Genomic DNA, 25,465 nt, shown 5'->3' on the forward strand with positions numbered 1-25,465 from the left:
CCCGTACGGGTAGGTATTTGCCACCAAAAACATCTCGTTCAAACTCAAGTTTTGCGGACTGGTCAACATAACGACCTTTGCCTCTTCAACATCGAAGTTCTTCACGTTATAGTCAACTTTACAGATAGCAACACGCAGACTCGGATAGATCGTACGCAACATATGACGGTAGGGAACGCCTCCCGCCAATCGTTTCAGTTTGTCTTTCCTTTCTGCCGGGGATGGCGTGTACTCGATAATGTCAAGTATCCGATTCCTGTATTCCATGTGACTTGCTTCCACGGCCTTAACCAAACCTGTCCAGTTCTCTCCCCCGAAAAAGATATGGTATATGTTACGCGGGAAATCATATTGCATGGCAAGATAGTTTGCCAAAGCCCTGGAACGTCCTTCCGACAAGCGTTGGTTACCCGCCAGTGTCCCCTCCGGCGAAGCGAATCCCGTGATATCCAAACGATTCACCGTGATATTGGGATCATCCTTCAAGCTGTTAATCATATCATGAATCTTGGACAACTCTTTGGGATTATTCATGTAGTAAGGGCGAATCACGGTTTGGTTGACCTCGAAATCGAGGAAACATTCGGCGTGAATTTCCCGGCGTTTGACCTCTTCCCTTGGCGGTTGGATGTACACGAGGTAAGGGGTAACAATATATTCTTCAACAGGCGGAGTCGGATCAAGAAGACGCTCTACTCTCATCAATTCCGTGTCACCGCACCCGCATTCGTCATATTGCATATCAAGGGCGGCGTATGCCATCCATGATTCGTAAGGCAGGGTATAATGGTAACTAAATATCCCGTTTTTCTTTTTACTAACCTTTTCAATCACGTGGGATTCATTTTTGGTTACCAACTGTTTATAACCGGCAAGCACCAATTTCCGTTCGTGTGCCAAGTATTCGTCCCGACCTTTAAAAGATATCTTCGGGAGATCGTATGTCTGCTCCGGGGTAACCAGTTGCGGGATCAAATCTATTCCATGCGCCGACTTGACTTTCAGTCTGTCGAAAATGAAATCTATATCCACGTGAAGTAAGTTTTCCACTCGTTCCATGCGTGCGGTTTTCACGATGACATTTCCCGTGTAAGAACGGTTTTGTGCCGCGGTATGAACTATACCCACTTGGAATATCACCAGTATTACCGTTATGTATTTTAATATCCTGTTCATCACTTTCCTTTATTTTATGAGATACACCAATGAAATTCCTGCTTTGGTGGGACCGAAGTAATTCTTGTGACCGTCTTTCAATTTTGACCCGCATTCCGCGCAAGGATATTTGTCATATTTTATATAAGCATATCCCACACCGACGGTAGCCTCTATACTCCAGCGTCTCTTCAATATCCACGATCGCCCGAAACTGAACCCGACGCCGTACAGTTCTCCCTCGTAACGGTGGTTCTGCATATTCTTGCTGATAAATGACCAGTTAGGCCACCCACCCACGTTGAAATCGGCATAATGCGCATGCACCCCGACAAACATCCGGGTAAAGCGCTCGCAGAACCAATAACGCACTTCCGGCTGTACGCCAAAATGCGCCAATCGCCTGCCATCGGCCGGTTTCCACGGGTTGCAATTGAAAGGAATATCGAGAGTCCACTTACGTGCCAATCCGATTTCCAATCCTAAATTCATCGTGGTGGTAGCGTCATAAAGCAGGTTACTCTTCACGCCAACCTGTTGTGCCCACGTCTTCACGGTACAACCTCCAAGTATCAATAATATGAGAATAAACTTCTTTTTCATTTATATATTCGACAATTAGATATATTTACTTTAATTCTACTTTTATACGCCGGGAAACATCCTCACCCGTACTGCTGGAACCCGGTTCCATGGCAGTCGAAAGGTAAAAACTGGCAACACCGGTTCCGGTTCGTTTTACCAGAATAATTCCATCGTCAACCGTAATATTTTGAGTATCGCCTCTCGCCGTTCCGTTGGACGGCAGTAAGTCAACAGCGCCAGTAGCGGTACCCGATACGCAGTAATAGTTGAAATCTCCTGATGGTTTAGCGGCTTTTGTACTCCCATTACTCCATGCAGTTGTTCTCTTCTCCACCGTTATTTCTTTATAAATATTTCCATACCTGATAGTGACCGTTCCCGACGTAAGGTTTGCCGGAATGGTTATCGTCACATTCGTTGCTTGCTCGCTACCGGGCGTAACCGACAAGCTGCTTGGAGACACCGTGATCCCCCCGGTTGCCGACAGGTTTCCGGTTACGGTCTCTCCACCACTGTTCTTGACAATCAACTTTAACGCGACCAAATTTGAACTCGCGGTAGTTGTCGCGTGATATAATATATAACAAGAGTTACTTACAGACAGGTAGTAATTATCGAACCTCGTGGTTTCATAAGCATCGGTATTGTCTATCGTGAGGGTGATTTTAATAATATGATTGAAAGCCTCAGCATTGATAGCTTCTTCCACTGAACCATGTCCTACATCATTTACTTCGGTTATATTAAAGGTATACCTATAATTGCGTAAAATATTTATCTCGTTTTTATTGTTATCCAACAAATCCATTTTGTAATAATAGGTCTTACTTTGGTATGTACCTTTTATTACAAGACTTGTATTATTGTTTGTTTCCGATTCGTACAGGTACACGGGATTACTACTGGTGGTGTTGCCGGTGGCTAACGCAATGTCCCCGGTTGTTTTCTTGTAATTGACGACTGCGTCACCGCTGACCATCGCGGGCGGGGCTGTAGTCGACAGGTTGTGCAATACCCCGCGTTTGGGAGCGTTGACGACCGCGGAAACTGCAAGTAAGGTAAAATTGGTGGCAGTGTTTTTTACCACTATTTGGGCCACGGCACGACCAAGTTGTAGCTTGTCCGTATCGGTACCGATGGTCGTGTTATCGTTAATCCCCGTCGTGGAAGGTTGGTAAACAAGACTCAAGGGCAACTTCTTTCGCGGATTGGTAAAAGGCACATCCGTTATCGGATTCGGTAACGGTTCGGTATAAAGGATGTCACAAGCCTGCTCTAAAGTTTTCCCCTCCAAGACGGTTTTCAAGTTTTCCTCGTTAAAAACATACGAAGTAAAAACAGTTCCGCTCTTTGCATAAAAGTTATCTTGCGTATTGGTAAATAATAACAGCTTGCATAGCGCGGTCTGCTTTTTTAATGCAACATAAGTTTTGTTTTTTCCCGGTACACGGTATGATTTTGCCACTTCTTCAAAAATATAACTACTACTCCCGTTATCTTTAAACACAATGACATAAGGTTCCGTATCAACACCGCTATCGGCAGAACCGGCTCGCGCCTCCGGCAAGGCATACTCGTTCATCCGCGTGAATAATTCAAGTGTAACCCGGTCATCCCCCTCATCGGGAGCGAAGGTTTTCTCACCAATACACGACGCCAATACAAACAACATCCACACGACCACCACGGGTGGTCTACAGCAAAAAGTTGATATGTATTTTAGTATATAGTTCATCATTGTTATTTTAACACGCAACGTAAGCTCACAGCGTCTATTATATTCTCTGTCATAGGACAAGAAGACATGTAACTAAACTCCATACCCCACATATTCCAATAAACATTTCTATTGGAACTTGTTACAGACCAACCATTGGCAGTGGAGGCAGAGGCATAATAACCTGCCGAGGAGCGAAATTCCAAACGCCCGTTAGTCGGACCACCGCCTGATTCCGCGGAACGACGTCCTGCTGCCGGAAAAAATAACGACGCGTAACTGTCCGACTTGGGATTATGAAACAAAGTCCCCCGAAAAGCAATATTGGCATTATCCCCCGAAACGGCATAATATTTTACAGATTTAAATGTCCCACCCACATTACTCATATTACTATACTGCTTTATCGGACGCCTGTCGAAAAAACCATCGGCATAAAACCCAAACGTAATCTCGTCTAGTTTCGCTTCCTTAAATTTCCCCGGCGCACGCTCCGCGGGCTCTGCGTTATCGTTGGCACGGTCACTTGCGCTTCCGGACTGGGGATTTACAAATAAAGAAGTCCTCCACTCGGACAACATGGTTTGCTCGGGACTGTTGTTTAGTGCTAATTTTACTGCCGCATTATTACTTTCATCGTAACCCGTTTTCCCGTCATTGGGACGCCTGTATCCCGGGGGGCATGACTCTAAATAGTCTTTCAATTTTTCTTGAGTGATACCGGGGTTTTTATAATCCCAATACAAGTAATTGTTAGCGTTACTACCCCATCTTGCATTATAACCATACCAGTCCAATCCATCTTGCCATGTCCCCCCCGAACCGTCTGTTTTAATGTATCCTCCGCTCTCGGTTTCTACGCTTCCGCTTGCAAATGCAGGAAAAAAAGCCCTTCTATGGAGCGTAGTTCTGTCAAGCCGAACTCCAAGCTGAAAAAACGCCCCGCCTTGCGTGGGGTAATCCACGTGCGCCCCGGCGTTAAGACCGACAATGTCGTACGCGACCTTATTGGCAGGATTTTGTTTAAATGCCGAACTTGTCACGTTGTAAGGTGAAAACTTGCGAGTGTTACTTCGCGCTTTTAATGTCCCCGCCCCGGATGTTGTCCCCGCAGGGTAAATCTGCATCACGTCTGTCGCACGCATCAGATAATCCGGTTCCTCTCCTTGACGCACGTACAAATAAGTTGTCATAAACTCATGTCCACTAACTGCCGGATTCCTATGATAAAGTGTTATCCTCGCGTATCTGGGTTTAGTTCCTTTATTCGGGTTTGCCGACTTACATCCTATCCTGAAGTAAATCCGTCCCGTACCTTTCACCTTCTTCCCATTTTCCCCTTTGTAGAGATTAGGATTTACTTTGTAGTTTTCTGCCTCACCCGGGCTATCTGTCCCCAAACCGGGATCGAAACTCGGGGTACTACTCAACACAACCCAATCCCCGCCTCCTTCATAATCGACGGTAGCCTCCCATTCGGCAGGCGTGTTATAACTCGCGTACTTGAATACCATATTTTGCCCGCTGATAATTCTCTCTCCGGTCTCATCACTCCGGAAGAAGGCTCCCACGTATCCGGTCGGGCTACTTATATTCGGACTAAAATTGAAACGATACCCGTTTTGAGTCACCGTAACATCAATCGTACGTTGCATCTGATTGGAACCATCGGCTTCCTCTGCCAAAAGCGTTAATCTATAAGTGCCCGCCTCTTTGGTGTTGGCATTATCGTATCCAACTGCGGGGTCGGGCGTTGTTAAGCCTCTAGCCGTATATCCATTCACCAATATATCCATATACCCGAAACCTGTGGTTGCATCATAAAAGAAACGGGTGGGTTCCGGGTTATACGGCCAGTATATATTCGTATTCGATGTAGAAGAATTGGCAGACAAATCATTAAAAATATAATTCGTGTACATCTCACTGGAACCATCACTAACAAATCCGTAAGTCACGCTTTTCGTGGGACCTCCGGATAGAACAGTTACCGTGTTTTTCACTCTCGCAACCGGCATACTCGAATAAAACGTAATCCGCACCCCGTTATAATCGGTAATATCTGCCTTCGTTTGCGACACATTAAGTATACGGACACCACCTATCTGCCAATTATTACTTACATCCGTCCAATCCTTTGCCTCAATATTCACCTCAAGGGATTTGTTAAGTGTACCTTCGAAATCAAGCCAAGTATTATAAGGCAAATTGTAATCGGAATCAAGTATTTTCAATTTGCACGAGGGACTGTATTTATCATCCGGCATATTGACGATAAGCTCTGTAGCTTTGTCCGCATTTGTTTTCGCGGGTTGCAAATTAGCAGGCAGCACGATCCTGTCCAGTTTCTTTGACCACAATATGGTTGCATCGATCGTTCCGTCAGAGAAACGGCTTGCCGGGTATTCTCTCGTCCCATTCAGGTTGATTGTTCCGGTATAATCGTTTTTAAACAAAGGTACCTTATCCGGAATCTCCGTCAACGTGATACCTTGAAAGTCTTCAGCCATAGTGCTAAACCTTGACTTTAACGTGACGTTCATTCTCACCGCCAAGCGGTCAAGGCGCAATATCAAAAGCGAGGTTTCGGCATCGGGCGCGTAAAGCCCTTCATCTGGCAAGACACTTCTCGTGTAGTCATTAATATCCGTCAATGTCCCGCTACCCAATTTCACCTTACCCCCAGCCTGTACCGTTACATCTTTAATCACCTGCATCATGGGTATCATTTTATTGTTATCGAAAGCACTCGCTGGAAAAGCTATCTCGTGTAAATCAGCCAGTTTTTTAATATTATCGAAAAACGTAGTCCCTTCCGGTTCATTCGCGATGAACACCATCGTGTAGGGGGCGACACTTACCTTTACAGGGTGACGCACTACATCAACAGATGTATTAAAAATAGTGTACTTGGCATTACCCGAAGTAGGCTCGTCAAAGGCATCGAGTACATTTCCATTCTTATCAAACACCAGTACACGAAGTGTAAAAACCTTATTATCCAAGTTTTCTCCGTTTTTTTCACCCTCGTAAGAACGTGCTTGAGACATCATGCCATTCAACTGTATGTACACATAGGCATCATCCAGATCAGAAGAAACCAAATCGTCTTTACAGGCACATAGCACCCCTCCTACTACTATCAAAAGATAAAAATACATTTTCATGTAGAATGCAACTTCCCCTACCCGCTGTACAATAAATTTATATTTGCTTATAAACATTTACTTTGAATTTCACATTTTACAATACTCCATAATTCTCTCCCTTAATCACACAAGTATTTTTATACTTGATACAAGATAACACCCCTCCGGCTCTTATCAAGTGCCGGAATACTAAAAAATAAAGTTAGAGTAGGTTTATATTCAATCTTTTGTCACTCAATCTATTTGCTACAAAATGGCAGTTGTACAATATTTGTAAAACATGAATGGCAGAAAGGAGAATATTCCTCACTTGGAGTAGCAAGTAAGTTCTGTCATTAACAGATAGTTGAATTATTCAAGATATAGAACTAACCCGTTGTCTGGAAGTAAAACATTTGTAAAACAAACTAATTATCAATACATTATGTATATTTCTAATTTCAATAAACTTTTTGATTGCTATAATCAAGAGCAAGAGAAACAAGTACAGATTATACAAATTAACAAAGGAGAAAAGCGAAAGTTATTCACCACGGATAATAAAATTGTATTTTTAATGCAAGGACATCTTCGCCTTATTTTCAATGATGTTCTAAGTCGCGAAACCATGAAAGGAGAAATTCTTTTCTTGCCGGCCGGAAGAACTTATTCGTATCTTGCTCTTACCGATACCAAAATGATTATTTTCCGACCGGACACGCCAATCAAATTGCGTGAGAATTTTAGAATAGAAGAACTCCTTATTAATCGAGAAAACAAAGATGATTATCACTCTTACACGAGAAGTTTGATTGGAGTGTTAGATGCAAAGCCACAATTATGGCATTTATCGGAAGAATTAAACGCTTGTATTACAGACGGAATAAAATGCGACTGTTACTTTGATATAAAAACAAAAGAGTTATTATTGATGTTGTATGTTTACTATTCAAAAGAAGACTTATATAAATTTTTTTACTCGATATTAACTCAAGATACTGCATTTTCAGAATACATACGGCTTAACTGGAATAAATTCCATTCTGTCAACGAGATGGCCAAATCAATGAACTTGACACACAAACAATTTTACAAACGATTTATTTCCATGTTCGGGCAAACACCCCAACAATGGATGAAAGAATCCCGCGCAAGCAGTATCCTTAAAGAATTAATCTTCACTTCAAAGTTAATCAAGCAAATAGCGAATGAAAACAGTTTTAGTTCAGAGCCACAATTTACTCGATTTTGTAAAAGACAATTAGGAAAAACCCCAACCCAAATCCGTAAAGAAAATATTATACCCAAAAGAGGAAATTGACAAAAGAAAGTCAAACATTGGTAAGTGTTATGTAAAAAATACACACTACTTTTGCTATGATCAAGCTGGCAAGAGATAACACCCCTCCGGCACTTGATAAGTGTCAGAGTTTATATAAGCTTGCATCCATATTATATACTGATACAAAGTTAACAAAAAAAAATTACAAAACCGCTATTTTCATTTTATTATTCTCATGTACCTCCTATCCACTCAAGCAAAACTTCATGTACAGTAAACTTTTTATTTGATGGACACGACAAATTCGACCACTGCTTTCCCGGAAACAGAGGCAAAGAAAATACAATCAAGAAACTCGAATACTATGACATTATACTTCGTCACAAATTATTCGCTAATAACTAAGTCTATAATTCGTTTGTAAAAGAGATTTTGAGATTAATGTTCCTTCAATTTGTTCGGGTACATGAGAACTGACAATATGTGCTATCAATTCACCGGTAGCATCCAACACGGAATTATCCAGCGAATCCAAATAAATAAGAGTTGTATGTTCGGAAGTATGCCCCAGACATTCACTAATAACCCTTATGGGTACATTCTCTTTCTTGGCAATAGTAGCCCAAGAATGGCGCGTCCAATGCGTACTTATCTGCTTTTTTATTCCTACCATAACACTCAATCTTTTAAGTCGGCTATTCTGTAAGCGAAGGGCGGTCTCGTATTGCAAATATGGAAGGCGCCCACTGCTCTCCTTGATTATAGGGAAAACGTAATGAGAACCTTGTACTTCTGTAGAGAAGCTATCCAGAATCTCCTGCATCTTAGCCGTTATCTTTATTTCCATCTGCTGACCGGTTTTCTTTCGCACATAACGTATAAAACCACCCCGGATATTCTCTTTCCGGAGATAAACCATATCCACGAAACTCATGCCTCGGGCATAAAAACAAAATTCAAAATAGCGTTGGGCGCGATAAAGATTTTCCGCGATTCGATACTCCTTGCTTCCCGTTTTTTTATTCGCGAGCAGATTCTCAAAATCAAGATTATATAGCTTCTGAATTTCATCCAATGCAAGAGCCCGTTTCATCGTTTTGGTTATTCCTTTGTACACGCTTATAAAAGGACATTCTTTAGCTTTAGGGATAAGTTTATCAGCGACAGCCTTATTATAGATTGCCCGAAGGTTACGCATATAATAAGACACGGTATTAGGTAATCTACCCGTATCTTTCAAGTGTTTCTCAAAATCCCTGATCAGGCAGGCATTTATTTGTCTCAATGGGATATCCTTCCCTTTATTAAATCTGACTAACCCTCTGGTAACAGTCCGGTAAGCTCTGGCTGTCCGGTATTGTCCTCTTTTTTCCAATCTATCAGCCAAAATTTGAGTAAATCTCAATATTTTACCATCATCAATGTGCTGACGACACCGACACAAAAGGTCATCCACCGAATATCGCCCCTGCTTTTCAAGAACAAGCAAATGATGGTTCAACATTTCTACCCCATCATGAATTTTACTTTCCAACGCTCCCAAGTACTTTACCCGACGCGAATCGCTTTCAGGATAAACGATTTGTTGAGTTTCTCTATCCCATTCTTCCGGGTAAAGGCGAAATCCTCTTAACGTGACAGTTTTTACTCGACGTTCATGAATTAGACGAACAGCCAGACTTCCCGGGTGGCGACCTTCACGAGCAGAAGGACGCAACACAAAATTTATGCTTGTCATACTGTTATATTATTGATATTTTATCGTAAATAATACATTCCGAAATTACCAACGGGAATAAAATCCGATAACTTCTTATATGCAAATTAAGGCATCATTCGTGTATAAAACAAATATATAGACTAACAATAATACAAAGTATAGTCCAACATTAGATTTATTCAAGTATTCAATGTTTTTTTAAGCTATTTTTCATCTAAAACAAGCTATCCCTTGGAAAATTATTCATCAATTGCAATGAGAATTTCGACACAAGCATTGTAATTTCTGTCCGTTTACTCATGTTCTTTGAAGATTCACAATAGAAGTGCAATCTTCACCTCTTTCCTGATTTTCGTGCCGACCACCACCCGCAAATCGGTTTATCCCAAAAGTTCTCCGACGGTATTTATATTTTTCAAAAAGAAAACCTTAACTTTGTAAAACATCAAATGCATTAACGCCATGGGCAACAAAGACAGGTATATCCGTTTCGACTGGGCAATCAAGCGATTGCTGCGCAACAAGGCAAATTTCGGGGTGCTGGAAGGTTTTCTGACCGTGTTACTCAACAAGGAGATACACATTCTCGATATTTTGGAGAGCGAGGGAAACCAGCAGAACGAAGACGACAAGTTCAACCGTGTAGACATCAAGGCTCGGGATCGGGACGACGATATTATCATCATCGAAGTACAAATCACACGGGAACTGTATTACTTGGAACGAATCCTGTACGATGTGGCAAAAGCCATCACCGAACACATAGAACTGGGACACATCTACTCGGAAGTAAAAAAGGTATACTCGGTCAGCATACTTTACTTCGACATCGGGAAAGGAGATGATTACCTGTATCACGGGCAAAACATCTTCACCGAGGTACACACGGGGGATTTCTTACAAGTAACGTCAAAAGAAAAAAATGCCCTGGTGCGAAGACTTCCGGCAGAAATCTTCCCCGAGTATTTTTTAATTCGGGTAAATGAATTTGATAAAGTTGCAGTAACCCCCTTGGAAGAGTGGATCGATTACCTCAAGAGCGGATACATCCGCCCGGACACGAAAGCCCCGGGATTGGAAGAAGCCCGCCGAAAACTAGTCTACTACAACATGGATGCAGCCGAACGGGAGGCTTACGATCGTCATATCGATGCCATTATGATCCAAAACGATGTATTGAATACAGCTAAACTGGAAGGACTCACAGAGGGATTTACCGAGGGACGGGCGAAAGGATTAGCGGAAGGACGCACGGAAGGATTAGCAGAAGGATTAGCAGAAGGAGAAATGAGAGAACGGATCAAAATGGCAGGACAAGCCCTGAAAATGGGTATGTCGGTCGAGGATATTGCAAAACTCACGGGACTCACGAGAGAAGAAATTGAAAAATTGTAATCAAAAAATGATTTACATATTTGATTCGTTTTTGGAAACGGATAATGCAATCAAGATTATTTTTATACTATACACTCGACGAGAGAGCTTCACGAATTAACTTATCAACATTAGCCCCTTAAAGAAAGGGGGGGAAGTGTCCACCTTCCCCCCGCCGCCGTCTTGAATTGAATTGGTTGCATTTGGCGGTCGCTGTCTTGCTTGTACAACACCACTCGTACATCACAGACAATCAGATCAAAAACTATCATTACTAAATATTTTGAGCATAAAAAAAACGCACCCAATCTTAGCATACACCTCCCACCGCTGGAAACGAAAGAGGATGTAAAACTAAGACGGGTGCGTAAATTTTTATATATACGCACTCCGTCCCCAAAAGATCACCTTTTCGTTTCCAGCGGTGGAGATGATTTTTGGTCTTAGTACATTTAAAAGTTCTAAACTCTATCGAGCGAAATCTCCATCGCTCGTGTGACAAAGATATAAATAAATTCATAAAAAGTACAACACGCCTCTAAATACTTTAAATATCGAATATTTTCAGGTATTTACTCCCCTTATGTCCCCGACAAACCGGGGTTTTCCTATACTGTTAAGCGATTAAAAGGCGACAGTTGGCTGACAAATAGGCGGCATCGCCCACTATTCACCTACTCCTCGCCCACTCTTCGCCCACGTTTTAACAAACATTAATCTTATTTGGCTTGACAAAGGCTCCCGCCGGCAGTACCTTTGATTTACTTGCGAAAAAGCAAGCGGGACAGAACGGTAGGGTATTAGGTTACATTTAAAATTTAACAACCATGGTAGAAATTAAATCAGGAGCACTTCTCGGCGCCCACGGGCGTTACCAAGGGATGGTGATATTCCAAAAAGGCAAAAAAACGTACGGGAGAGCATTGCCCTCGTACGACGGAAACGCGGACTCTCCCTCGCGGAAAGTCCAAAACGCACGACTTGCGGCAGCCGTCACTCATTATCAAACGATAAAGGAAACGTTTCTTTATCACGCGTGGCGCATGGAAGCTACCCGCCGGGAGGTGATCTCGGGGTACAACCTATTCCTCAAGGAAAACATCAAAGCGTACAACACGGATTACACCGTGGGAGATTTCAGACTGCTGACGCTGATACCGGGAGCCCTTCAGGTTCCTTTCCGGATGCAGCAACAGGAAGCCCCAGCAGGCGTGCTTTCCATCACGTGGGAAGCCTCCCCGTGGGTCAGCCGCCAGAGAAACAAGGATACGTTCATGCTCGCCGTGATCTATGACGACGAACCCTTTCGCGTGGAAATTATCGAGAACACGGGCATCACCCGCCTCGACGGAACTGCAACCATTCCGCTCGCCAAAGCGGGCGCCGGAAAAGCCCACGTCTACGCCTTCTTCACGAACGAGGCAAGAGACGCCTTCACGAACAACGTGTATTTCAACGTGAAACTGGAATAACCCGTTCCCGACGAAACACGACAAAGACTCAATCATCCGGCAGTCCGCTTGCAGGGCGGACTGCCGGATGACAATCACACCTTTTTTTCAAACTTAAAACATAATCTTATGGCAATATTTGATTCACATCTTTTCGATAACGCCTCGGGTTCGGTAGGGAACGTCACCATGTGCCGCTTCAGGAACCGGAACGTGGTAAAAGCTAAAATCAGCTTCAAAAGCAAGAAGCAAAGCACCGCGCAACGAGTGCAACAGGCTCGCTTCAGCATCTTATCCGCTCTGGCACGCTATTTTTGCCCGGCAGTTCAGGCCGGCTTCCCGGGAAAATCATATTCCGAAGCCCGCACCCTCTTCATCGGGATGAACCAGAAAAGCGTGGAAATCGACGAGGAAACGCTCGCCGCCACGGTACACCGGGAACGCCTCACTTTCTCCAAAGGGAACCTGACACCTCCCGCGGTGGAAGTAACCATACATCACGAGAACCGGGAAGTTCACGTGAAATGGCAACGGCAAGCCCTTTCGCCCGTGGCAAAAGACGCGGATGACATCACCCTCGTCCTCTTCGACACGGTAACACAAAAATCCCGTGTTTACCCCCTAGGCAAACGGGGAACGCCCGGAGAAACGGCATTCCCGCTGCACAAGAAATTTACCCCCGGGAACACGCTCGCCTATGCCTTCGCCCACTCCTCCGTCAACGACAGGGCTTCCCGGAGTATTTTCATCGAGGTGAGGCACGAGTGACACGCCTCCCTCACCAATAAATATCTTCTTCGACAAAAGGAAAATCTAAAGATTTGTCATACCGGAAATGATCCAGTATCTCTTCTTTCGTCATTGCTTTGGGGTAATGAATTGGTGGCATACCCTTTTGTCCTAGTTTATTACCGACATACTTTAATATCTCGTATTCCTCTATCGTTGTAGAAGTAGATTTTATACACCTCGAAACGAGCAACCCATTCGAAACCGGATTAAAACCGAGCTTACGTCCAACAGTTACATCGTTATCATGTAAAAAAACTTCAATCTTTGTTTTATCCTTTCCAAGCGAATCAACCCGCAAAATATATTGCGAGTAAGCCCAAAGGAATTGCCCCTTTCGATTCCTAAACACGTAAGACCGTTGCGGGAAAGATACCGGATATAAAGTATCTTGGTTACCCGAAAATCGTGAAGGAATACCGTCCCCCTTGGGTAAGACTTGTAAAGATTTCAATTTTTCCCGATACCTTTCACGCGCATCGGGAGGAAGTTCATAGCGAGATAAAACAAAACAAGAGTCCAATACTCGCTTCACTACCGGTCGCGGGAAATCATAGACGTAAGACGTGGGATTCAATACCTCTCCCCCTTCCCGACGTATATCCTCGTAATAACAAGCACAGGAGGCAAGATATAAAGAACAAAGCGACAAAATAACTTTCCTCATCATTTCATGTTTTGTAACTTTCACTCTCCGAGAATTTTTCCCCGCTTCATCACCATCTGAATATCCCGCAACTCCTTGATATTATCATACGGGTTGCCGTTCAGCACGAGTAAATCCGCTTGCATTCCGGTTTCCACCGCTCCCGCTTTATCGGCGATGCCCAGCACTTCCGCGGCGACTCTCGTGACAGAGAAAATTGCTTCCATGGGATAGAAATCACATTTCTCCACGTAGAGATCAAGTTCGTCGAACAGAAAAGGAAAGGGGCGGTTCAAATCGTTGATATAGTCTGTTCCGGCACAAATTTTCACGCCGATTTGACGTGCTCTCTTTACAAAACGTACCGACCAATCCATTTTGTTCTCCATGCACAGGAAAAGAGTCGGGTCGAAAATCAATCCTTTCGCTTTCACCGTCTGCAAGAAACGCTCCACGGACATATTCTCGTGGTCGATCTTATCGTAATATTTCTCGTAATTCTCGAATATTTTACCGCTCAACCCTTCCGAAACGCCTTCCCATTCCAACATATACGCGTGAGAGATCACCTGCACCCCGGCATCTGCCACATCCCACGGTTTAGCGGGAAACAACGTGGCGTGTCCCCATACTTGCAACCCGTGTTCCTTGGCTTTCCGCACTATCGGCAACAAAGCCTCCCGGTCGAATCCACCGTAAATCTTCACTCCCGTGCACCCCCACTCTTTTGCTTCCCGCATGGCTTTATCCAAATCGTCACCGGGACGGAGGCATTGCATCCACGGGGCGAAGGGCTCTGCCCATCCTTCCACCATACTTTTCTCCCGATCGTTACCCTCGAAATAGGCGGGACCCGCCATGAAGGCTGCATAATAAATGTCCGGTCCTATATATTTCCCTTGCTCCACGCCTTCCTTTAAATCTTTTAACACACGGGCATCCCCGGCAGCATCCCGGATAGAAGTTATACCGTGACGCAAGAAATATTCCAGATGTTTTGCCCGGTCTGCCTGTGTTTCCTTGGGATCATTGGCAATATGCACGTGAGCATCTATCAATCCCGGCATCACGTACTTTCCTGTCATATCCTTCACTTTCCCGTCAATCCCGTTCCCCGCGTTCCTCCCGACAGCTTGAATATACCCGCCTTTCACCACGACATCAACCCCCTCACGGATATTTCCCTCCACGACATCGACAACATTCGTGTTTTTCAAAATAATCGCTTTCTCTTGAGCCGTCCCGTTCAGCCACAACACAAACAGTACGGCAAACAAGCCACATATCTTTCTCATGATTTTTTCTCTTTTATGATTTTTCGGATTTGTTCCAAATCGGGATTCTTCAACACGATATTTCCCTCCGGATCTATCAGGTAAACCGTCGGAACCTGCTCTACCTTATAAGCGTCACGCACCCGACTATTCTCGAAACCGTCACTATCTATCAGCTGTACCCACGATACCCCATCTTCTTTCAAAGCCTGCAACCAAAGCTCTTTCTTGCTATCCAGCGACACTGAAATTACCTCTAGCCCGACTTCCCGTAATTCCGGGTATTGCTTATTCAATTCTTTGTTCTTTTTTCTACATGGCGCACACCACGAAGCCCAGAAGTCCAACAACACGTATTTTCCCCGGAAAGCCGCCAATTGTATTTTCTGCCCTTCCGCGTCGGGCAATTCAAATTCAGGTGCTTTCCCTGTCAACTGCTTCGCTTTCATTTTCTCGTACAACTCAAAAATACGTTCCCGCATATCACTTTCCGGTCCGCCATTCCCCAAGGCCTCTACCGCCCGGGTAAAAAACTCGAAATCCACCTCACAATAAAAAAGAATGTCATGTACCAGATTTTGGGCAATCTCTGTTCCCGCGAATCTCCGTACTCCTTCCAGCAATACATTATTTTTGTACTTGAACTTTTTATCCAGCATTTCCGAGATCATTGCTTTCCGGTGAATATCGGTAATCGTATCGTATCCTTGGCATGAATTCTCGTAATCCCGATTCAACTCATCCAGTTTCTTTTGCAATTCCACGTATTCGTTCTGCAAGGATGCCCCTTCCGAAAGCGCATAATACCGCTCGTTCGATTCGACCAGCACGTAACGTTTCTCTTCCGTGTACAACGGTATCCGAAGATAATCCTTCGGGAAGTTTATCAACACGACCTTTTTCAACGGAATATTCCCCGCTAACGAGAACGTTCCGTCCTCCCGAATGGGAGCCGCGATCAAATATTCTCCCCGTCGGGCATCGGGCAGCGTGATTTCAACACTATCACTTCTCCATTGTTTCTCGATTTCACCCGATATCTGTACGGATTCCTGTTTACACCCCAACAAAACGAACAAGAATCCGAAATACACTAATCTCCCCATAACAAATTGATTTGATTAATTCAAAAAGGAGAGTCCATAAGGCCAGCAGCAAACTCTGACCTTACAGACTTTTGACTATCCTCCTAAATATACATACACGAAAACAATTTACGGCACATTCGTGAAGCCGTAGCCATCTTGTTGCTTGTAAATGTTACTTTCCGGGTATAACTTTTTCCACACGGCAGATGATAATACCTCGGCGGGAATTTCTCCCGTCATCCTGTTATTTATCAATTTCAATCCGCCGTATCCCAAGTTCATCTTCGCCAATTCAACAGGAATCGTTCCGGTGATATTATTGTCATTTAACATCAAATAACTCAACGCGGTACAATCTCTCAACTCGGCGGGTAATGTTCCGGACAGCAAGTTATTGTTTATATACAAATTCCGTAACTTCGTCATAGTAGAAATACCATTCAAAGTTCCTTCCAACTGATTGTTTGCAAGATAAACATCCGTCAAAGCCGGACTGAACTCGCTCAAATTAATCTCCCCGGACAGTTGATTATTCTCCAATCTCAAAGTCTGCAATTCCGGCAAGTTCCTTAACCAAGAAAGATTACCCGAGAATGAATTATAACTTGCTTCCAGTTTCTTCAACTTCGTCAACCCGGAGAAAACATCAGCAGCTACACCTTGGATACCGGACTTTCCGGACGCTCCCGTTAGATTCAACTCCTCTAAACCGGATAAAGTAGATATCACGGCAGGCAATTGCGTCAACCCCGTATAAGGCATAGTCAGCTTTTTCAAACCTGTCATTTGTCCGATTCCGTCCGGCAAAGAAGTTAATGCCTCACAATGGCTCAAATCAATTGATGTCACCCCGGTTAAACTACCGATACTCTCCGGCAAAGCCTCCAAAGAAGTACATTCATAGAAATTCAACGACGTCAATTTAGCCAGATTACCAAAACTTTCCGGAATCTCTTTCAATAATTTACAACCTCTTAAAGTCAAGCTACTTATCTGCAGATTCCCGAAATCACTTGACAGGCGCTCCAACCACTCGCAATTGGATAAATCCAATGTTGTCAATTTACTCAAATTACCAAAACCTTCGGGCAGCTCTTTCAATACTTTACAACCGGATAAAGTCAAACTTGTCAAATTCACCAACTTACTAAAACTTGTTCCTAAAGAAGCCAAAGATTGACACCCTCTCAAATCCAACGTGGTAAGATTCTCTGCCAGTTCACCGATATCATCCGGCAAGCTATAAATATTCGTTCCGGCAAGGCTCAACGACTTCAAACTTTTCATCTTGGAAATCCCCGTCGGTAAATCCCCGATCAAATACATCGTGGAAAGATTTAATTCTTCCAATGCCGGCAAAGTATAGAACCCGGCAAACGATTCTATCGGTACTTTCAATGCAGCAGGTTTAAACACCTTTAATGAAAGCATGGAAGACATGTCATTCGGCAGGAACCATTCCGTTCCATCGGAAAAATTCACGTCCAGCGTTTCCAATTTCCGCAAATTAATCAAACTGTTCGGGCACTTGTACACTTTTCCCATTCCCCCGACTTTCAAAGACCTCAATTCTCGTAAATTCCCAATCTCATTAGCCAGATCTCCACTCAATTTAAAATCATTCAACGATAAGCCGACAATCCGTTGTTCTCCTTCTATTTCTTCCAATATCACGCCCGTCCATTCGGTCATCGGTTTTTTCGTATTCCAAGGCTTCATCCAGTCCTCACCCTTCAGCGCTTTATACACGGCAAGCATTGCCAAGCTATCGGTTCTCCGGTTATATTTCGACTCGTAGGTAAACTGTTTCACGTACACCGTGTCAACTTTCCCGGTATTTTCTTGACGAACAATCAGTTTACAAAAACGCTCCTCCATCCCCTCGTTCACTCTCAACGTTACGCCAACAACGGCATTTCCCTCATCGCCTGATTTAGGCTCGTAATCCAACAGCCAAGGTGTTTCTTTCTCCGGCTCCACACTCCACTTTCCCCCGATAGCACGCAACTCGAATCCTTGAGCATTCCCGAAAGCGTCTATCAGAATCTCGTTATTCAACAATTTCAACCCGGGAGTCATGTCTTCCGGTACAACCGGGTCGGGAATATCCTTGAAGTTATAATCCTCACAAGATGAAAATATCCAAAGCGACATGATGCCCAATAGCATCCAACTGATAATATATCGTTTCATAATCTCCATTATTAATATTTTCTTACTTAATCTTATAAAGTAATGCCACCGGCTCATCAGAGATCCCCTCGTATTTATTTACCAAGGCTCCCGTATCCGCGTCATAGATATACAACGACCCCTTGTACTCGCCTTCCCGATCCGGATTGTAAGTGGCAATATAGAATTGTTTCTGCCGCGAATAATCTTGATATTCTGCATCACTAACGCTTCGGGAACACTGGTAATGATTCATACAACGCACTTCTTCTCCATCAGGCAAGGTGATAAAAGGATTCGCCTCCAAATCATGTTGGGTATAGAACCATTTGTATACCTTATTCCCATTGGAAACAAAAGCACAAGAGTAATAATCATTCGGTAATATCTGTGAATCTTCCGTAACTATACCTTCCCGGATCGGACGTTCAAAAAGTACCCAAAGACCTCCTCCTCCGGCAAAATTGTACATCATAGCTTTAACACCCGTGATGACAGTTTGCCCTCCCGTGCGATTGATCACGTAGACATCATTACCGTCCGTTGATTCATTCTGAAACAATTTGACTACATACCGGCCTTTAAAATAATCAAAACAGTCCTGATAAGAGAAAAAAGGATCGTACCCGTTCGCACCATTCCAACACACGGCATCCCGATCTTTACCAATAAATACTCTCGTCATGCTATTCTTCCAGCTCGGACGATCATAAGCATCCGTGTACACGGTTTCTTTCGGAAGACCGGGAAAGGGGAATATCGCCTGTTGATCCGTCTGTACCATCGCAACACCCCCATTTTTGGAAACAACTTCAAACTCTCTGCTAAAATTACCGTCATAAGCCATTAATCTCCCCGGCAGAAAATCCAAAGCGTAATATTTAAAATCATATTCATACACTTTCTTGAATGTTTTAGCATCTATCTGGAGCATTTTCTGTGACGTCCCATGCAAAATATACAAAAACTTTCCCACCTTATCCACGTCCACGGGATCCATAAACAATTCCTCCCCCTCGTTCGCGTAAGCATAAGCATTCTGCATAAACGTCGGTTGCATTCCTTGTTCTATTTCTTCAGGCGTAAGAGTTTTCATGAAAGCAATACTCCCTTTCCCGTCCGGGCGACGTCCTAGAATGGTATATCCCTCTTCAAACTGGGAATTCACAAAAACATGGTAATATTTGATCGTGCTTCCATCCTCGCTAGTTACCACTTGCCGCAGGTGATAGTGTCCCAAATCACGTACCACATAACTCAAGTCTTTTTCTTTAGAGATATTCTTGAAAACTGTCATAGACTCGCCCGTTTGCGAATCCATCGAGTAAAGTCCCATATCCCACTGGTAAGTTAACGCGTCGGTTTCACACTCTATATCCCCTTTAATTTCCAATGTATTATTGAAATAGATATTGATCGAATCTTTTGCCGTTTGATTAATTTTCACCTCGATAATCGGTTGATCCGCCAATTTTGAATTATCATCATAACATGCCTGTAAGCCGCACAAGATGACAATCATGCTCCATATATATTTTATCTTGTTCATAATATCCTATTTTTCAATCATTCATACTCTGTTGTTGCCGGATCCGGTAACTTGTAATGATCATCTCCGGATTGGATATAATACTCGTACATGGGAGTATAAACATGTTGTTTAAAGAAACCCAGATAAACATAGGTCGTCAACAGGTACTCGAATCGATCATGCGCCGTGTTATCCAGATACTCGCCCCATTTGGAAACGATATCATCATAAAGCACTGGAAGTGATTCTTTCGTGGCATGGAAATATTTGATAAACAGAATCAATTTATCCTGATTATATGTTCCTAAACGATCAGGACGCCACCATTCCGGCTGCTCTAAACTGATATCCCCAAAAAACACGACACATCTCGTCCTGTTCGTCGGTATATAATCGTCATTCGCTTCCAAATTCAAGTAGAGCTTGTACTGGATGTCTTTCACTAGATTGTCTCTCTTGAAATCCAATTTAATAGCAGCCGTCACCGAATCTTTCATGAAAACTTGAATCTCGTCCATATCATAATGGACGCCCAGTTTAGCAGTCGAATTACGGATATCAGCACTTACTTTGAACTCCACGTCTTGGTCAAAATTCGCCAACCCAATCAAACTAATCGGGACTTCGAGATCGACATCTTTATCTTCTCTTGGTCCATACTGGAAAAAGAAGGAATCCCTATCGAAATAAATCTTATTTGTCAACGACGTGTTATATAATTGATAGTCATCATCCGTGCACGAAAACAATGCCCCGAATAACAATATGGCAATAATATATATCTTTTTCATAACATTCAAATTAATCTCTGTATTCATATTCACTATCAGGCACGGGGAACACGTAAATATCCTTTGAAGGTTGGAAAGTCTGGTCAGTAATCGCCTCATATATAGACATATTATAATGTTTCAATATCTGGAACCACTGTCCCTCACAAACCAATTCTTTCCGCCTGTCATTATTGATATTCATACGAGTCACAACGACCATCCCATCCCCCTTGTTAAAACCATTCAAACCACGGGCACGCACGACCTTATCCAAATAGGTGGCAGCTGTTTCCATGTCGGACTGCAATAAATAGTATTCAGCCACGATATAGTACAATTCCGGCAAACGAATCATATTAATACCGCTCAATTTCGTCACGGGACGCGTATTCAGACGCACCTTGAAACGATCGACCACTTTCATACACCGCAACCCCTCGGCACCATGATCGGACAAGGTCTGAAACCATTTATCCAAGCGATAATCGAACCCGTCCTGATCTATTTCATAAATATCACGATAATCCGGTTTGGGATCATAAGAAAGATTTCCTCCGCTAGAGTAAAGAACATCACGGGTAAAATTCGGAAATTCTTCTGAATACAATCCCCAAATTGTTTCCTTATCGGAAATCACTCCATTCATAATATCCTCGACATCAGTCTTCGCCTCCATAGAGAAATAGGGAGCTTCTATTACCTTCATGGCATAATTTTTAGCCGTTTCCAGATCTCCTTTCTCCCAATACACTCGTGCCAAGAGAGCTTGCACCGCATACAGATTCATATGAATCACCCGGTCTTTCACGAATCCTCCGGCATTCTCATCCGTTCGGTCAAAATATTCGCCATGTTCCGCTAATAATCTCTCCGCCTCCTTAAAGTCCCGGATAATCTTATTGTACGATTCACTGATCGGGTCAAACGGGGTAACCTGATAAGAATATTTCTCCCGGTACGGAATACCCGTCGCGTTCGGGTTCTGGATAATACTCTCCGAGAACAAGCGCAACAATTCGAAATGCATGAAAGCTCTCAATCCCAAGCCTTCAGCCTTATACACGTTATACAAGGCAAATTCGGAAGGATCACGTTCCGCCAAATTCTCCAGCATGTTATTCACGTAAGAAATCCCCCTGTACATTGATATCCATATCGTATCAATTTCGGGACGCACTTCCATGTGCTTATAATTATACAATCGTAACTCGTTTGACCAGTGTTTATCCCATCTGCCTGAAAAATACTGCCCCACGACATCCACCAACCCGTAAGTCATATTCTTCCCGTACAACGGCTCTCTCGCCAGAAAAGAATAAACACCGTAAATAGCTTCCTCGAAACCTTCGGCGGTTTCAAACAGTTTGTTATTCACAATCTCTCCCGTTGGCTTTACATCCAAGAAATCATCACAGGAAAAGCAAGCGATCAACAGGATAAACAATATATATTTCAATCTTTTCATAACCATATTTATTAGAAAGTCGGACTAATTGAAAAAGTAAATCCGCGACTGAACGGATATGATGTTCCCCGCTCGAATTTAACTGTCGACATACGGAAAGGATCTTTCATCCCGGCGCTCAATCTCAATCGCTTGAAACCTATCTTTTTCAACAAGTTTTGATTAAATTCATAAGAAAGTTCTATACTTCTGCATATTACGTTGTTATCATCCTCCACGAACCGACTGGTATGATAACTGGTGCGCGAATCAGCATTTGCAATGTCCAGATAAGGCGGAACATCGTTCACATTTTTCCAACGTTCTTCAAATGCCCGTCGGTCTACATTATGCCGGGGATTCACGTTCTCAACATTATCGGCACGGGTTGTGTTGTAAATCTGCCCCCCGAAATTGTACTCGAAAGAAAGATTAATCTGCCATCCCCGGTAAGACAACATTGGGAAAAAGGCCCCTTTCAACCATGCATTCTCGTCACCCACGACCACCTTATCATTCGGATCATATTCCAATGTCCATGCCCCATTCCGTTTGATAAATACTTCTTCTCCGGTAGCCGGATTAATTCCCGCGGAACGAACGGCATAAATAGCGGTAGTGGATTCACCTTCTTTATACAATACCTTCGGTGATGAAGAACCATCCGCGTTTGCCTCCTCGTTGTACTTGGCCAAACTATTACTGATACCCAAAATCTCGTTCTTGTTATGGTCACCGTTTACTTTTATACTAAAACGCCAATCTTTGGTCGAGAGTAACAAGGCCGTCACGTCAAACTCGAATCCGACATTGCGCATCTGCCCGAGGTTATTCCGCACGGTACTCTCTCCCACGGAAGGCGGTACAGACATATCTATCAGTACATCATCCGTCGTCTTCCTGTAATAATCAAAAGTTAAATTAATACGTCCATCCCAAAAATCGGCAGTCAACCCGATATTGTGCGCTTTCGTCAAATCCCATTTCAAATCCCTATTACCCATCGTTTTGGGTATAGCACCAATACCGTGCAGATAAAAATTATCCCCATTATAAAAATAAGTTGTCACGGCTTGATAAGGTGCAAAACTCACGTTTCCGGTTACACCGTAAGAATAACGTAAACGGAAAGTATTCACCCATCCGAAACGAGTTGCAAATTCCTCGTTATGAATGTTCCAACCTGCCCCCACTGACCAGAAAGGAGCAAATCTATTCTCATCTCCAAACTTCGAAGAACCGGAACGACGGAATGAACCATCCACGAAATAACGGTTTTTGAGAATAAAGTTAGCATTCACGAACGGACCTATTTTAGTACTGACATCTTCGGAACCATCAGGTCTAGTCCCCGTACCGAATCCGGCTGCAAAATTAGGAGCATGCAAGGACGATTTATAAAAACCATAAGCCGTGTACCCGTCTCTTGTAGTTGTTTCTTTCATAATATCAGCCCCCGCATGAAGCGTCAGAAGTAAATCTTCCCCGAAATTTTGGGCGTAATTCGCGATAATCTTCCCCTCGTATTTCAAATATCTTTCATTCACAATTTCCAATGTTCCCTGCTCCGAACGGTTAGAAACACCGTTAAACACGTTTGACTCCGGAGAATAGAACACTTCCGTCCGATCCTTGGAAGTCACGATAGACCCGCTTCCATTGATAAAAAGACCGGGCAAAACATCCCAACGGAAAGATAAAGTATTCGTGAACGAACGACTATTTCCCTCGTCATAATTCCCACATTCAGCCTCATACAACGGATTCGCCATTTCCCATGAACCTGTTTTATTCAAACGCCCGTATTCATCGTACGGCGCATCATAAGGATTCATTCTCACGTAATCCGAGAATTTCCCGTAAGGACTTTCTTTCCATTTCAAATCGGAGAAACTGGATTGGAAAGATACCGTCAATTTATTGTCCACGTGATAAGAGAGGAACATTGTCAAGCCGATCGTGTTACGGTAGTCTTTCTTCATGACACCCTTCACGTTTCTCACGTTCGCGTTTACCCGGTACGTCATACCATTACCCCGACCGCTCACGCCGATAGAATTGTTTATCGTGAAGCCGGAACGCAAAGGCTTGGACATCCAATCCGTATCCAATCCCTTGGATATTAATATCTTCTTCCGGTTATATTCTTCAAAATCATTCAACAACTCGAAATTATACAATCCGGCCAAACGCTCGAATTCCAATTTATCCTTGGCATCCAGATAATCGTAAGATTTCAAATCGGGTACCTCCAGCGCCCCGTCCAAATTATAAGACAAACGCAACCGGTCATTCAACACTCTCTTCCTCTCGATCACGATAACTCCATTGGAGGCTTTCTCTCCATAAAGAGCGGTGGCAGAAGCATCCTTCAACACATCGACACGTTCGATATCATTGATATCAAGGTCATACAAATCACGCATCGTGATTTCCACTCCATCCAGAATAATTACCGGCTGATTGGCACTCTGGTCAGCTTCCGTGGATAAAGACGAAGTACCCCGGATAACAATCTCCGGCATCCGGTTCGGGTTCGACCCGAAAGCATTGTTTTCCACCATTCGCATACCCGGGGTCAACATCGAAATCGCACTCACGAGATTCGTGTTCGACACAGCCTTGAGTTCTTCCACCGTCATCGTCTTCACGGAACCCGTGAAACTATCCTTCTTTTTCGTGAAAAATCCGGTCACGACAACATCCTCCAATGCCTTACTGTCGGACTTCATAACAACATTGTATTCCGTTTTCTTCTTCGAGATGTTCAACTCGTAGGTCTGCATCCCCACGTACGAGAATACCAGTTTCGTGGTATCGGATTCGGGAACCTCCAAGGCAAATTTACCATCGACATCGGTAGCCGTACCGATAGTTGTCCACTTGATTACCACGGTAACACCGGGTAGCGTCAATCCCTCCTCGTCCGTCACGGTTCCTTTAATCTTAATCCCCTTCGGCTTCTCGTCCTTAACGGGAATCGCGGCATAATAAATCACCACGTGATCACTCGTGATGTCATAACGCAAGGGCTTACCTGCAAGGGCGATATCTAATATCTCCTCCACAGACTTGTCATGTACTTTTCCATTTACAGTGTACTTCTGGACATCTTCATGATTAAACACGAACTTTAAATTAGTCTTCTTCTGAAGCTGTTCAAAAAACTGAACCATGTTCATGTTCTCGAACACAAAATCAATTCGCTCCTGTTGCGACCAAACTTTCGCATTCAAACTGGAGAAGCCCAAAATCAACACTAGGAATACCAGCTTGATTTTAATCATAATCCAGATTAGGTTTCTACATAAAAATTTCATAACTTTGTTTTTCAAG

General features: G+C 43.4%; 18 protein-coding genes. 4 read left to right on the plus strand and 14 right to left on the minus strand.

Going from position 1 to position 25,465, the window contains the following annotated elements:
• The 4 genes from Q5866_RS15940 to Q5866_RS15955 all read right to left on the minus strand — a co-directional run.
• A partial coding sequence (locus Q5866_RS15940) for a DUF3868 domain-containing protein (protein ID WP_303181281.1) occupies positions 1 to 1,176 on the minus strand: 1,176 nt, incomplete at its 3' end.
• 9 nt (positions 1,177 to 1,185) lie between these two features.
• Entirely contained in the window at positions 1,186 to 1,758 is a 573-nt protein-coding gene (locus tag Q5866_RS15945; protein ID WP_303181283.1) for a DUF3575 domain-containing protein, read from the minus strand.
• A gap of 25 nt (positions 1,759 to 1,783) precedes the next feature.
• Positions 1,784 to 3,478, minus strand: a complete 1,695-nt coding sequence (locus Q5866_RS15950; protein ID WP_303181285.1) for a hypothetical protein — start codon at positions 3,476 to 3,478, stop codon at positions 1,784 to 1,786.
• A 2-nt stretch (positions 3,479 to 3,480) separates the two neighbouring features.
• On the minus strand, positions 3,481 to 6,681 hold the full coding sequence (locus tag Q5866_RS15955) for a fimbrial protein (protein WP_303181286.1): 3,201 nt from the start codon (positions 6,679 to 6,681) through the stop codon (positions 3,481 to 3,483).
• Positions 6,682 to 7,030: 349 nt separating this feature from the next.
• Between Q5866_RS15955 and Q5866_RS15960 the strand changes: the two genes are divergently transcribed.
• Complete coding sequence (locus Q5866_RS15960; protein WP_303181289.1) at positions 7,031 to 7,906, plus strand: helix-turn-helix transcriptional regulator; 876 nt, start codon at positions 7,031 to 7,033, stop codon at positions 7,904 to 7,906.
• Between the two features lie 355 nt (positions 7,907 to 8,261).
• Here the strand turns inward: Q5866_RS15960 and Q5866_RS15965 are convergent, their stop codons facing one another.
• Positions 8,262 to 9,605, minus strand: a complete 1,344-nt coding sequence (locus Q5866_RS15965; RefSeq protein WP_303181290.1) for a site-specific integrase — start codon at positions 9,603 to 9,605, stop codon at positions 8,262 to 8,264.
• Positions 9,606 to 10,049: 444 nt separating this feature from the next.
• On the opposite strand from Q5866_RS15965, the gene Q5866_RS15970 reads away from it, so the two are divergent.
• Positions 10,050 to 10,982, plus strand: coding sequence for an Rpn family recombination-promoting nuclease/putative transposase (locus tag Q5866_RS15970; RefSeq protein ID WP_303181292.1), 933 nt, complete (start codon positions 10,050 to 10,052; stop codon positions 10,980 to 10,982).
• 110 nt (positions 10,983 to 11,092) lie between these two features.
• Here the strand turns inward: Q5866_RS15970 and Q5866_RS15975 are convergent, their stop codons facing one another.
• Positions 11,093 to 11,233: a hypothetical protein gene (locus Q5866_RS15975; protein ID WP_303181294.1), complete on the minus strand. Its 141-nt coding sequence runs from the start codon at positions 11,231 to 11,233 to the stop codon at positions 11,093 to 11,095.
• Between the two features lie 555 nt (positions 11,234 to 11,788).
• On the opposite strand from Q5866_RS15975, the gene Q5866_RS15980 reads away from it, so the two are divergent.
• Positions 11,789 to 12,433 (plus strand): hypothetical protein, encoded by a 645-nt coding sequence (locus Q5866_RS15980; RefSeq protein ID WP_099290663.1) that lies wholly within the window; start codon positions 11,789 to 11,791, stop codon positions 12,431 to 12,433.
• Positions 12,434 to 12,541: 108 nt separating this feature from the next.
• A complete protein-coding gene (locus Q5866_RS15985; RefSeq protein ID WP_303181296.1) occupies positions 12,542 to 13,180 on the plus strand; it encodes a hypothetical protein in 639 nt (212 codons plus the stop codon).
• A gap of 10 nt (positions 13,181 to 13,190) precedes the next feature.
• Here Q5866_RS15985 and Q5866_RS15990 read toward each other — a convergent pair whose 3' ends face one another.
• The 8 genes from Q5866_RS15990 to Q5866_RS16025 all read right to left on the minus strand — a co-directional run bounded on the left by Q5866_RS15990 (position 13,191) and on the right by Q5866_RS16025 (position 25,449).
• Entirely contained in the window at positions 13,191 to 13,871 is a 681-nt protein-coding gene (locus tag Q5866_RS15990) for a hypothetical protein (protein ID WP_303181297.1), read from the minus strand.
• Positions 13,872 to 13,888: 17 nt separating this feature from the next.
• Entirely contained in the window at positions 13,889 to 15,142 is a 1,254-nt protein-coding gene (locus Q5866_RS15995) for an amidohydrolase family protein (RefSeq protein WP_303181298.1), read from the minus strand.
• The gene (locus tag Q5866_RS16000; protein ID WP_303181300.1) at positions 15,139 to 16,227 is read right to left on the minus strand and encodes a peroxiredoxin; all 1,089 of its coding nucleotides are present in this window, start codon (positions 16,225 to 16,227) and stop codon (positions 15,139 to 15,141) included. Before Q5866_RS16000 ends, Q5866_RS15995 begins: the two co-directional genes overlap by 4 nt.
• 108 nt (positions 16,228 to 16,335) lie before the next feature.
• Positions 16,336 to 18,402, minus strand: a complete 2,067-nt coding sequence (locus tag Q5866_RS16005) for a hypothetical protein (protein WP_303181301.1) — start codon at positions 18,400 to 18,402, stop codon at positions 16,336 to 16,338.
• A gap of 22 nt (positions 18,403 to 18,424) precedes the next feature.
• Positions 18,425 to 19,930: a hypothetical protein gene (locus Q5866_RS16010; protein WP_099290668.1), complete on the minus strand. Its 1,506-nt coding sequence runs from the start codon at positions 19,928 to 19,930 to the stop codon at positions 18,425 to 18,427.
• Between the two features lie 17 nt (positions 19,931 to 19,947).
• Entirely contained in the window at positions 19,948 to 20,703 is a 756-nt protein-coding gene (locus Q5866_RS16015) for a DUF4843 domain-containing protein (RefSeq protein ID WP_176554931.1), read from the minus strand.
• Between the two features lie 10 nt (positions 20,704 to 20,713).
• On the minus strand, positions 20,714 to 22,150 hold the full coding sequence (locus Q5866_RS16020; RefSeq protein WP_176554932.1) for a RagB/SusD family nutrient uptake outer membrane protein: 1,437 nt from the start codon (positions 22,148 to 22,150) through the stop codon (positions 20,714 to 20,716).
• A gap of 11 nt (positions 22,151 to 22,161) precedes the next feature.
• Positions 22,162 to 25,449: a SusC/RagA family TonB-linked outer membrane protein gene (locus Q5866_RS16025; protein ID WP_176554933.1), complete on the minus strand. Its 3,288-nt coding sequence runs from the start codon at positions 25,447 to 25,449 to the stop codon at positions 22,162 to 22,164.
• Between the last annotated feature and the right edge of the window lie 16 nt (positions 25,450 to 25,465).

This window comes from uncultured Butyricimonas sp. (assembly GCF_959596855.1).
GTDB lineage: Bacteria > Bacteroidota > Bacteroidia > Bacteroidales > Marinifilaceae > Butyricimonas > Butyricimonas muris.

Bases quoted from the DNA above. Each gene is read 5' to 3' on its own strand.
- Q5866_RS15955 (WP_303181286.1), bottom strand. From the start codon at position 6,681: ATGTTTATAAGCAAATATAAATTTATTGTACAGCGGGTAGGGGAAGTT.
- Q5866_RS15965 (WP_303181290.1), bottom strand. From the start codon at position 9,605: ATGACAAGCATAAATTTTGTGTTGCGTCCTTCTGCTCGTGAAGGTCGC.
- Q5866_RS16025 (WP_176554933.1), bottom strand. From the start codon at position 25,449: ATGAAATTTTTATGTAGAAACCTAATCTGGATTATGATTAAAATCAAG.
- Q5866_RS15990 (WP_303181297.1), bottom strand. From the start codon at position 13,871: ATGATGAGGAAAGTTATTTTGTCGCTTTGTTCTTTATATCTTGCCTCC.
- Q5866_RS16005 (WP_303181301.1), bottom strand. From the start codon at position 18,402: ATGAAACGATATATTATCAGTTGGATGCTATTGGGCATCATGTCGCTT.
- Q5866_RS16010 (WP_099290668.1), bottom strand. From the start codon at position 19,930: ATGAACAAGATAAAATATATATGGAGCATGATTGTCATCTTGTGCGGC.
- Q5866_RS15960 (WP_303181289.1), top strand. From the start codon at position 7,031: ATGTATATTTCTAATTTCAATAAACTTTTTGATTGCTATAATCAAGAG.
- Q5866_RS16020 (WP_176554932.1), bottom strand. From the start codon at position 22,150: ATGAAAAGATTGAAATATATATTGTTTATCCTGTTGATCGCTTGCTTT.
- Q5866_RS15950 (WP_303181285.1), bottom strand. From the start codon at position 3,478: ATGATGAACTATATACTAAAATACATATCAACTTTTTGCTGTAGACCA.
- Q5866_RS15995 (WP_303181298.1), bottom strand. From the start codon at position 15,142: ATGAGAAAGATATGTGGCTTGTTTGCCGTACTGTTTGTGTTGTGGCTG.
- Q5866_RS15945 (WP_303181283.1), bottom strand. From the start codon at position 1,758: ATGAAAAAGAAGTTTATTCTCATATTATTGATACTTGGAGGTTGTACC.
- Q5866_RS16015 (WP_176554931.1), bottom strand. From the start codon at position 20,703: ATGAAAAAGATATATATTATTGCCATATTGTTATTCGGGGCATTGTTT.
- Q5866_RS15980 (WP_099290663.1), top strand. From the start codon at position 11,789: ATGGTAGAAATTAAATCAGGAGCACTTCTCGGCGCCCACGGGCGTTAC.
- Q5866_RS15985 (WP_303181296.1), top strand. From the start codon at position 12,542: ATGGCAATATTTGATTCACATCTTTTCGATAACGCCTCGGGTTCGGTA.
- Q5866_RS15975 (WP_303181294.1), bottom strand. From the start codon at position 11,233: ATGATAGTTTTTGATCTGATTGTCTGTGATGTACGAGTGGTGTTGTAC.
- Q5866_RS16000 (WP_303181300.1), bottom strand. From the start codon at position 16,227: ATGGGGAGATTAGTGTATTTCGGATTCTTGTTCGTTTTGTTGGGGTGT.
- Q5866_RS15970 (WP_303181292.1), top strand. From the start codon at position 10,050: ATGGGCAACAAAGACAGGTATATCCGTTTCGACTGGGCAATCAAGCGA.